We start from the raw sequence: 10223 nt of genomic DNA on the forward strand, positions 1-10223 counted from the left end.
CGGCGCACAGGGGAACCTGTAGCGTATTTTTTTGCAGGAGCAGACCATGCCCGCAGTGGGAATCATGCCCTGGCGAGGAGCCTTTCGCGGACCTTGTCCGCCCCACAACAGAGGAAGGCGACTGCTCCTGCAGCAGAAGCAGCCGTCTTCAAGCGGGTCTATTTGATCTCGTGCTTGACCGGCTCAGGGGTGCTTTCCCCTTCGTTTACCGATTTGCGAAAGCCGCTTATGGCGCTGCCCAGATCCGAACCGAGGCCGCGCAGGCGCTTGGTGCCGAACAGCATGACCACGATCAGCAGAATGATCAGAAGCTGCCAGATACTGATACCCATCATTTCATTCACCTCATTGAAGTTGTCTGTTGCCGCTCAATGACCCGCATGGTCGTGTTCTTGATCGGACGCCTCATGCCCCATCTGTTCCATGTGCTTCATGTTCTCCAGATGGTCGCCGTGGTCCATGTGCTCCATGCCCACGCCTTCCTGCAATACCGCCTGGTCTATCTCCTCGAAGCGCAGCACACGGCCTCCATGCTCGGCGGCCAGCTGCCGTGCTGCAGCCTCATCGGAGAAAGACGCCAGCACCGCGCCCATGGCGCCCTTGAGCTGCGTGCCAGCCACATACCAGGCGCTTTTCGCGTCGATCAGATGAGCATCATCGGGCTGCTCCCAGCTGCCGTGAGCCATGTCATGCACGTAGAGCCGTACGTCCAATACGCGATTTTCCGGCTGCAGCCACCAACCGATCATTTCCCCCGTGGAACAAAACTTCTTCACCCCGCCCTTTTCTATCGCCTGGCCCTTGGGACCTGGAAAGTCGAGGACGACCATGCCGCAGACATGGCATTCGTCATCGGCGTGAAAGGCCAACGGCTCCTGTACCTGGGTGGTTTGCTCACTTTCGCCACAACCCGTCAGCAACAACATGGCAATTAAAACCCCGGAGGCCTTGGTGTAAAACGCTTTCATCATTGCAATTCCTTCAGAACTAGATTCAGGCAAGCCGACGGCGGAACACGCCATAGGCGCACAACAGCGAGACGCCAACCCAGACCAGCAGGCACAACCAGAGCGCCGCAGTAGGCATGGGCAGATCGCTGCCCAGCGACAGCACACCCATGGCGCTGCCGCCCTCGAAACCGGACAGGTTGATCAGCCGGTAGATATCGGCGGGATTGAGCAGCAGCAGCCAGGGCAGCAATTCGGGACTGAACTTGCCCTCGCTGAGCACCAGCAGCGCCAGCAGCACCAGATCGAAGACCAGCACGAAAAGAAACCAGACGCCCAGCGCCAGGCCGGCAGCGCTGGACTTCTCGCCGACCTTGCTGCTGATCACGTAGGCCAGCGCCAGGAACACCCAGCCCAGCAGGGTCGAGGAGATCATGAAGCGCCCGAAGGCCCAGACCAGCATGCCCAGCTCGATATCCTCGACCAGCAGCGCGATGGCTACCGCCGCACAGCCGAAGCCGATCAGCACTGCCAGCGCCAGAATCAGTCCATGACCGACGAACTTGCCCAACAGAATCTGTCCACGTCCCAGCGGATAGGTCAGCAGCAGCATCAGCGTGCCGCCCTCGTCCTCACCGACGATGGCGTCATAGGCCAGCAGCAGCGCAATCAGCGGCATGAGGAAGGTGGCAAGGCTCGCCAGGCTGGCGATGGTCGCCGGAATCGAGGTGAAGCCCAGTTGCCCCGAAGCCGCCGCCCCCAGCCAGGCAATACCCACCGCGAGCACTGCGAACAGCAGACTGATGGCCAGCAACCAGCGGTTGCGCAGGCCGTCACTGAGCTCCTTGCGGGCAATGTTCCAGACCTGATTCATAGCGTGCCCTCCGCAACCCGCACGTCACCGGCGCGTTCCATGTAGTAGCGATACAGATCCTCCAGCGACGGCTGATGAATCTCGACGTCTTCCGGCTCGCCTTCCCCGAGCAGCTCGCGCAGCAGCGGCAGCTTGTGACCGTTGATGGCAACAACCTCGACCCCATCTTCACCATGTCGCTGCGCCGCATAGCCCGCTGCAGTCCAGCGCTCCAGCCAGGCTTCGCTCTGGCTGACCCCACTGGCGCGAATACGCGTCGGCAAACCGGCTTCACTGCGCAACTGCCTGATACTGCCAATGGCCTGCATGCGCCCCTTGGCGAGAATGGCCGCACGGTTGATATGCGCTTCCACACCGGGCAACACGTGGGAGCAGAGAATCACACTGGTGCCGCTGCGACGCAGACGATCGACCAGCTGATAGAGGTCCTGGGTGGCGATGGGATCAAGGCCCACCGTCGGCTCGTCAAGCAGCAACAGGCGCGGCTCACCCAGTACAGCCTGGGCCAGCCCCAGTCGCTGGCGCATACCCTTGGAATAGGTTTTTACCCGCCGATCCGCCGCATGAGCCAGGCCGACCTGCTCAAGCAGGTCATCGACCTGGCCCAGTGGCGTGCTTTTCAGGCGGGCGAAATGGCGCAGGGTTTCGCGGCCGGTCAGTTGTGGATAGAAGGTCACGTTCTCCGGCAGATAGCCCATCTGGCGGCGGACATCGGTGGTGCGTGGATCACGCCCCAGCACCTGTACGTGCCCTTCGCTGGGCTGCAGCAGACCGAGAATCAGCTTCATGGTGGTGGTCTTGCCGGCGCCGTTATGGCCGAACAGCCCCAGCACCTCGCCTTCGCCCAGGGTCAGGTTCAAATCGTGCAATACGGTCATGTCGCCATAACGCTGGCTGACGCCCTGAATCTCTACAGCACTCATGAGTTGGGCTCCTGCGTTGTGTTCATCAGTTTCTCGGTAGGCAGTTTCATCAACGGGTGGCTGTCCTGCACCCCCGGCGACTTGATCACCGGAAATGCCCGCTGCACCCAGCGCAGCACTTCGATACTGGGGCTGTTCATCAGCAGACGCACCTGCGGGTACATCCACAGCAAGCGGTCGACGTTGTCGTTGGGCTCGTAGGGAATATCCCCCAGTCCGTCTTCGTTGCGATCCCATCCCAGGTAATCGCTCCAGTAGTTGCCACGTCCGTCGACCGACCATTCCTGGGTCCGTGTGGCCACGTATTTGACCTGTTGGACATTCCCGACGAAGGCGTTTCCGCTGATGCGGTTATCTTCCGAACCTGCGGTCAGGTGGATACCCAGGTCGCTGCGCTGGAAATGATTGTTCTCGATGATGTTGAACAACGAGTTGTAGATGAACAACCCCTTGCCCTCGCCGCCGCTGATCATGCTGTCGCCACCGGTATCACCACGCTCGACATCAGTGACGAAGTTGTCCCGTAGCACCGAGTAAGTGATGTAGTTCATCAGCACACCGTAGTTCTGATCGTGCTCGGAGCGATTGCCGATCACCGTCAGCTTGCGGCTCTGCATCAGCGCATAGCCAGTGCGGGTCCGGCGCGTGACATTGCCGATCACCCGGTTATCGTGGGAGAACATGTAGTGCACGCCGTAGCGCAGATCCTCGAACAGGTTGCGCTCGATGCTGTTGCCATTGGAGTTGTCGATATAGATGCCGTCACGCGCATTCCAGACGTGGTTGTCGAGCACGCGGGCGCCTTTGACGGAAAACAGATGTATGCCGTTGCCGCGATCCTGGGAACGCAGGCTCAGCTCACCTTCGATCCGGTTGCCCTCGATCAGCACATTCTGATTGAGCTCAGACCAGATACCGAAACCCGCGCCCTGCAGGTAGTTGTTGCGGATTACCGCACCATTGGCAGTGGGCTCCAGAAAGATCGCCGCGTTCATATGGGTCAGGTCACGGCCCGACTCGCGCAGCTCGCACCCTTCGATGGTTACATCGGGCGCACGCACGGTGAGGACGTTGCCCTGGTTTTCCCCGCGGATCACCGCCCCGGGCGCACAAGCAAGCGTCAGCGGCTGGTCAATGAGAAATTGACCACTGTACTCGCCGGCGGGCAGCGTCCAGCGATTTTCACCCTCTGCCTGCAGCGGCAGAGCGGTGATGGGTTGCGGTTCCGCCACGGCGGCACCGCTGGAAATAATCAGCGCTACAAGCGCCAGTGGTTGCAACCTACGGGTGGCCTGAAATCCGAGCACAGCTAATTACCTTCTTCAGCGTCCAGGCGAATAATGCAGCACGGCGACCCTGCAAGGGTCGCCGTGCTGGAAAAGCGTGGGATCGATTCGATGCAAGAGCGTATCCCGCTTCAAACCTCTCCCACGAGTACGGCCCTTGCGTCAGGCCGGCTCAACCATCATGCGACCGACCATTTCCATGTGCAGCGCATGGCAGAACCAGCTGCAGTAGTACCAGTGCAGGCCCGGCTTGTCTGCGACAAAGGTGATCGAAGAAGTCTGCTGCGGGCTGATTTCCATGCTCGCACCATGGTTGACCATGACGAAGCCGTGGGACACGTCTTCGATCTGGTCGATGTTGGTGATGGTCACGGTAACCTCATCGCCCTGCTTGACGGTGAACTCCTGCACGCCGAACGCCGGCGCCATCGAGGTCATGTACACGCGCACCTTGTTGCCGTCGCGAATGACCTTGTTGTCGGTATCGAGGTTGATGCCGTCCTTCTTCGCCATTTCCACGGTGGGTGCGAAGAACGGATCGTTGCGGTCCCAGATCTTCTTGGTCTTGATCTGATCGCGACGGGCCATGATGCAGTCGTGCGGCTCGGCGTAGGTCGGGCCATCGTGGACCAGCTTCATCTCATCACCGGAGATATCGATCAGCTGATCGTTTTCCGGGTGCAGCGGGCCGGTCGGCAGGAAGCGGTCCTTGCCGAACTTGCACAGCGCAACCAGCCACTTGCCGTCGGCTTCGCTGGTTTCGCAGAGCGAGGCGTGGATGTGGCCAGGCTGGTAATGCACGTCCAGCTTCTGCTTGATGTAGTTGACCTTCTCACCGTTATAGGCGCGAACGGCGTCGGCCATGTTCCACTTGACCACCTGGCTGTCGATGAACAAGGTGGTATAGGCGTTGCCGCGACCGTCGAAGGTGGTGTGCAGCGGGCCGAGGCCCAGTTCCACTTCGGCGGCGATGGTGTCACGCGGGTCCTTGAGCTTGTCGGCGAACAGGTCAGGCAGCTTGGCGATTTCGATCATCGATACGGTTGGCGACAGCTTGCCATTGGCAATGAAGTACTTGCCGTCGGACGAGGTGTTCAGACCGTGCGGGTTTTTCGGCACCGGGATGTAGCGGGTGAACTGGCTGTCCTTCTCGGCTTTCTTGCGACCGTCGATCACCGGCACCTTGGAATCGCCAAGAGTGATGAACTTGCCTTCCTTTACTGCCTTCTCCGCAGCGTGAATGTCGAACACCACGACCCAGTCGCGCTCGTTGCGCATCATGCCGCCGAGGTCATAGGCCTTTTCCGAGTTGTAGCAGGTGGCAGCGGCGAAGCGACCCGTGTAGTCGGCGTCAGTGTTGTCCAGGTTGCCATCGACGATGATCTGGAAGGCCATCTCCATCTTCTCGGCGTCGATCACGTTGTACATGGTGTAGCTGTTCTCATCCTGCAGATCGAAGATCTTGCCGTCGTTCGGGTGCGGGATGACGAATTCAGCGTTGGCGAACACGTACTTGGTGTGCGGCACTTTCTGCAGACGCAGACCGTGGATGGCCTGGCAGTTCGGCACGGTGATCATCTTGTCGCACTTCATGATATCCAGACGGATGCGCGCGACGCGGGTGTTGGCCTTGTCGTTGATGAACAGGTACTTGCCGTCGTACTTGCCGTCAGTCATGGAGATGTGCGGGTGGTGGCAGTCGCCGTTGAGGAACTTGGCGCTCTCGCCCATGATCGCGCGACTTTCGTTGGTCAGGCCCCAGCCGGTGGCGGAGTCGACGTTGAACACCGGGATGCGCATCAGTTCGCGCATCGACGGGACGCCCATCACACGCACTTCGCCCTGGTGGCCGCCGCTCCAGAAACCGTAGTAGTCGTCCAGCTCGCCCGGCGCGACGTGAATGTTCTGCTGCGCATTCTTCACCGCGGCAGCCCAGGACTCGCGGCTCATTACTGCGCCGCCGAAAGCGGTCGCCGCTACGGCCGCGCCGGTAACCGCGCTGGCGCCGAGGAAGCCACGGCGACTCAGGCCGAGCTTCTCTGGGGCTTGCGGGGTGTTCTTGGAATCTTTTTCGCTCATGGGGTTTTGCTCCTTTGGGACATCTTGTCAAAAACGGGTCTTGCTACCAGTTTCGAGCAGCTCGCAACCGAGCACTCAGGGTTCCACCACTTGCACGGGAATCAACTGCGGTGCAGCTGGGGCCTTCTTGTCACGCCTGGCGCGCTTGTTCTTCGCGATCAGCGGCGGACACTTGTTTTCGTTGTGATAAGTCATCTGGCAATCCAGACAGTAGTGGCATTCGTTATGGTTGATATGCCCATCCGGATGAATTGCCTGCACCTCGCATTCATTGGCGCAGATCTGGCACGGACTGCCGCACTCCTTGCGCCGCTTGAGCCAATCGAACAGCCGGAAGCGACCGGTGATCGCGAGCCCTGCACCCAGCGGGCATATGTAACGGCAGTACACCTTGCGGGTGAATATATTGATCACCAGCAATGCCACCGCGTAGAGCACGAACCACCACTGACGGTCGAACTTGAGGGTGATGGCGGTCTTGAATGGCTCCACTTCGGCAGCCTTCTCGGCCAGCATCATGGATTCCAGCGAGATACCGAACAGCACCAGCAATACGATGTACTTGATGGCCCAGAGCCGCTCATGCACGGCGAAGGGCACGTCGTACTGGGGAATTTTCAGCTTGCGCGCGGCTTCGTTGATCAGTTCCTGCAGCGCACCGAAGGGGCACAACCAGCCGCAGAACACGCCACGTCCCCAGAGCAGGATGCTTGCGGCGGTGAAGACCCAGAGAATGAAAATCACCGGATCGGTCAGGAACAGCTCCCAGCGGAAATCCTGTACCAGCGCATGCACGAAGGTCAGTACGTTGACCACCGACAGCTGCCCCAGGGCATACCAGCCGATGAACACCACGGTGAAGATCAGGTAGCCATGACGCAGCATTTTCAGGAAGTTGGGGTGCTTGGCGAACTTGTCCTGCATGAAGAGGATGACAGTCAGCAGCGTCAGCGCGACCAGTATCACGCCGATCTGGAAGCTCTTCTGATACCAGATATTGACCCACATCGGACGATTGGCTTCCTCGATGATCGCCAGTTCCTCGGCGGTCGGCAGCGGTCGTTCGATGTATTCCTCGGGAATTTGATAGGGCAGCTCGAAACTGGTGAAGATGCTGTCTACCGGGCCGGTCTGGCGACGCACCAGCAACTCCATCGTCCACGGCGTACCCGGATCGAACCCGGCATGCTCACGAATGATGAAAATGGCCATTTCCTTGAAGTCAGGTATGCCTTCGGCGTAGACGTCGTTGAGACGCTGGAAATCGAGGTCGCGGAAGCTGTAGATGTTGCCGAACTGGCGTAGCTGGACCCGATCGAAAATCCCGCCACGCACATAGCCCGAGCCCTTGAAGGAGTATTCGCCGCTGCCCAGCACGGCAATGGCATGCTCGCCCGGCTTGAGCTCTTCCATCAGGAAGCGGTATTGATTGTCACCCAGCAGGTTACGACCGATGGTGGGTGGATCCAGCTGCGCCACGTAGAGATCGACGAAGGTTTCCTCGACCCTGTCGGCTGACGCCTCGTCAATTCCCTCGGCTTCGGTACCCTGGAAGGCTTCGTTGATCTGACCATTGGTCAGGTGCAGACGTCGAATCGAGCCATCCCCGGTCAGCTCGCTCCAACTGGCGGGCCGATAGACATCCTTGAGCACGGTCGCCGGCTTCTGCCGCGCACCGATATTGCTCTTGACCAACCCCAGCGATGCCGCCACTTCATGGGCCGCGCCCATGACGATCTCGTTGATGACCATCACGGTCACCGTGGCGCCGCTCAAGGCATCGATGGTTACGGCGTTGCTGTCACGCGAACGGCCAATCACTACACGCTGATCGGCCTTGATGCCGGCATATTTGGCGTTGAAATCGTGCAGCTTTTGCTCGGGAATACCGATCAGCAGGATCGGCTCGTGATGTTCCAGCACATAGGCATCGACAATGACGCCCTCGTTGTCGAGCAACACCTGCATGTTGATCGGCTTGCCGGAATAAGCCGGGATCTGGGTAACGTTGATGCTTTGGAAGGCATAGCCATGGACGGTGCCGACACCATCGGCAAGGGTACGCACCTGGTATTCGCCGTCAGGCTCGGAGACGTGGGTGACCTGCGGGAAGAACTGCTCGATGCGCTGCTGTTCGACCTCATACTCTTTGGCCTGCAGCGCCAGGCTGGCAAGCATAAGGAACACTGCAACCAGCAGATGCTTCCCCCAATTGCCGACAACAACAGACGTGCTACACAGGGGCTTCATATAACTCCACTTCCGGCTGAAATGTTCAAGGCATGGTAGGTGACAGCGTTCGAGATTACCCTTGATTGCAATCAAGCCCGCCCCGCACCAGAAGGGATTCCATTGAGCCAAGTCAATGAAAGTCCGAACACTGCCGTATAACGCCTCGCACTTGCATGAAGACTAGATGCTATTAAGCGGTCGTCCACAGGCCCGGGAGCCCAAGACGCTAAGTTCCGTACTGGAAAAGCAAAAGCCCGATGGGAAGTCCCATCGGGCCGGGTTGTGAAAGAGGCGTTGGCGAGAGGCACTGAACCTGAACGGTTCCCGCCTGCACCGCTCAGGTCAGTGGCGACCCGGTGGCGTAAGGTAGGCCGCAGTAACGCCGCGGCTGGCTTCGCTGGCCTTGAACTCCATTCTGGCGATGCTGCGCAGGTGCACCTGGTCCGGGCCGTCGGCGAAGCGCAGGGAGCGGCCGCCAATCCACATGTCCGCCAATGGCGTATCGGGCGTCAGCCCCATCGCGCCGTAGACCTGGATGGCACGATCGACGACGCTGGTGTGCATCCGCGGCACCAGCGCCTTGATCATGGAAATCTCCTTGCGCGCGGCCTTGGCACCGACCTCGTCGATCATCCAGGCAGTCTTCAGCACCAGCAGCCGCGCCTGTTCGATTTCGATACGCGACTCGGCGATCCAGTCGGTCACGTTGGCGTACTGCTGCAGGTACTTGCCGAACGCCTTGCGTTCCTGGCAGCGCTCGACCATCAGCTCCAGCGCCAGCTCGGCCATGCCGATCGAACGCATGCAGTGATGGATGCGTCCCGGCCCGAGACGCGCCTGAGCCATCATGAAGCCGTCGCCCTCCTTACCCAGCAGGTAGTTCGCAGGCACCCGCACGTTCTTCAGCAGCAGCTCGCAATGGCCTTCCGGGGCGATGTGGTTCATCACCGGTATATTGCGCACCAGCTCCACGCCAGGCGTGTCAAAGGGCACCAGGATCATGCTCTGCTGGTGATGCGTGTCGGCGTCGGGATCGGTCTTGCCCATCACGATCAGCACCTTGCAGTGGGGATGCGCGGCGTTGGTGATAAACCACTTGCGCCCGTTGATGACGTAATCGCCACCGTCGCGACTGATCCGCGTCTGGATATTGGTGGCGTCGGACGACGGCACGTCCGGCTCGGTCATGGCGAAAGCCGAGCGGATTTCTCCCTCAAGCAGAGGTTTGAGCCAACGCTCGCGCTGCTCGGGCGTGGCGAACAGGTGCAGCAACTCCATGTTGCCGGTATCCGGCGCATTGCAGTTGAACACCTCGGATGCCCAGTGCACGCGCCCCATGATTTCTGCCAGGGGCGCGTACTCAAGATTGCTCAAGCCCATGCCTGGCTCATCGTCGCGCAACGAAGGCAGGAACAGGTTCCACAGCCCCTCGGAACGTGCCAGCGCCTTGAGATCGTCCATAAAGGACACGGGATACTGACCTGCAGCGACCTCGGCATGCCAGGCACCGATGCGTGGCACGATGTGCTGGTCCATGAAGGCGCGCAGCTGCTGGCGCAGCGCCTCCACACGCGGGCTGTAAGCGAAATTCATGCGATAACCTCTGCCAATCCGGATGCGATGCAACCACTTTACGAGCCGCCGCCGGCAAGGCAATGAAAGTACAGCTGCTGAATCAGGCCCAATCAATCTCACGATGGGCGCCACGAACCGCAACGGCACACGCGAAGCGTGATCCGACTGCTGCACAAAGCAGCTGTTTTTGTGGGAGCGAATTCATTCGCGAGCTTTTTGGCAGAGCACTCGGAGTCGGAGCACAAAGCAGCGCTCGCGGACAAGTCCGCCCCCACGATGGCCCGGCGTAGATCGGGTTAACCGAAGG

General features: G+C 60.0%; 8 protein-coding genes. All 8 read right to left on the reverse strand.

Going from position 1 to position 10223, the window contains the following annotated elements:
- Positions 1 to 158: 158 nt before the first annotated feature.
- The 8 genes from tatA to NAV32_RS11210 all read right to left on the reverse strand — a co-directional run bounded on the left by tatA (position 159) and on the right by NAV32_RS11210 (position 9934).
- Positions 159 to 335 (reverse strand): twin-arginine translocase TatA/TatE family subunit, encoded by a 177-nt coding sequence (gene tatA, locus NAV32_RS11175; RefSeq protein ID WP_423836424.1) that lies wholly within the window; start codon positions 333 to 335, stop codon positions 159 to 161.
- Between the two features lie 33 nt (positions 336 to 368).
- Positions 369 to 968 carry a nitrous oxide reductase accessory protein NosL gene (locus tag NAV32_RS11180; protein ID WP_256052880.1) on the reverse strand — a complete coding sequence of 200 codons (600 nt, stop codon included), beginning with the start codon at positions 966 to 968 and terminating at the stop codon, positions 369 to 371.
- Positions 969 to 993: 25 nt separating this feature from the next.
- Positions 994 to 1821 carry an ABC transporter permease gene (locus NAV32_RS11185; RefSeq protein ID WP_256052870.1) on the reverse strand — a complete coding sequence of 276 codons (828 nt, stop codon included), beginning with the start codon at positions 1819 to 1821 and terminating at the stop codon, positions 994 to 996.
- Positions 1818 to 2744, reverse strand: coding sequence for an ABC transporter ATP-binding protein (locus tag NAV32_RS11190; protein ID WP_256052871.1), 927 nt, complete (start codon positions 2742 to 2744; stop codon positions 1818 to 1820). Before NAV32_RS11190 ends, NAV32_RS11185 begins: the two co-directional genes overlap by 4 nt.
- Positions 2741 to 4051, reverse strand: coding sequence for a nitrous oxide reductase family maturation protein NosD (locus NAV32_RS11195; RefSeq protein WP_256052872.1), 1311 nt, complete (start codon positions 4049 to 4051; stop codon positions 2741 to 2743). The genes NAV32_RS11190 and NAV32_RS11195 overlap by 4 nt, the downstream gene beginning before the upstream one ends.
- A gap of 141 nt (positions 4052 to 4192) precedes the next feature.
- The gene (gene nosZ / locus NAV32_RS11200) at positions 4193 to 6109 is read right to left on the reverse strand and encodes a TAT-dependent nitrous-oxide reductase (RefSeq protein WP_256052873.1); all 1917 of its coding nucleotides are present in this window, start codon (positions 6107 to 6109) and stop codon (positions 4193 to 4195) included.
- Between the two features lie 75 nt (positions 6110 to 6184).
- Positions 6185 to 8287, reverse strand: coding sequence for a transcriptional regulator NosR (gene nosR / locus NAV32_RS11205; protein WP_423836425.1), 2103 nt, complete (start codon positions 8285 to 8287; stop codon positions 6185 to 6187).
- A gap of 396 nt (positions 8288 to 8683) precedes the next feature.
- Positions 8684 to 9934, reverse strand: coding sequence for an acyl-CoA dehydrogenase family protein (locus NAV32_RS11210; protein ID WP_256052875.1), 1251 nt, complete (start codon positions 9932 to 9934; stop codon positions 8684 to 8686).
- Between the last annotated feature and the right edge of the window lie 289 nt (positions 9935 to 10223).

Source organism: Stutzerimonas stutzeri (assembly GCF_024448695.1).
Classification (GTDB): Bacteria; Pseudomonadota; Gammaproteobacteria; order Pseudomonadales; family Pseudomonadaceae; genus Stutzerimonas; species Stutzerimonas stutzeri_T.

Excerpts from the sequence above, each read along its gene's own strand:
- tatA (WP_423836424.1), bottom strand. The coding sequence starts at position 335 with ATGATGGGTATCAGTATCTGGCAGCTTCTGATCATTCTGCTGATCGTG.
- NAV32_RS11180 (WP_256052880.1), bottom strand. The coding sequence starts at position 968 with ATGAAAGCGTTTTACACCAAGGCCTCCGGGGTTTTAATTGCCATGTTG.
- NAV32_RS11185 (WP_256052870.1), bottom strand. The coding sequence starts at position 1,821 with ATGAATCAGGTCTGGAACATTGCCCGCAAGGAGCTCAGTGACGGCCTG.
- NAV32_RS11190 (WP_256052871.1), bottom strand. The coding sequence starts at position 2,744 with ATGAGTGCTGTAGAGATTCAGGGCGTCAGCCAGCGTTATGGCGACATG.
- nosZ (WP_256052873.1), bottom strand. The coding sequence starts at position 6,109 with ATGAGCGAAAAAGATTCCAAGAACACCCCGCAAGCCCCAGAGAAGCTC.
- nosR (WP_423836425.1), bottom strand. The coding sequence starts at position 8,287 with ATGCTTGCCAGCCTGGCGCTGCAGGCCAAAGAGTATGAGGTCGAACAG.
- NAV32_RS11210 (WP_256052875.1), bottom strand. The coding sequence starts at position 9,934 with ATGAATTTCGCTTACAGCCCGCGTGTGGAGGCGCTGCGCCAGCAGCTG.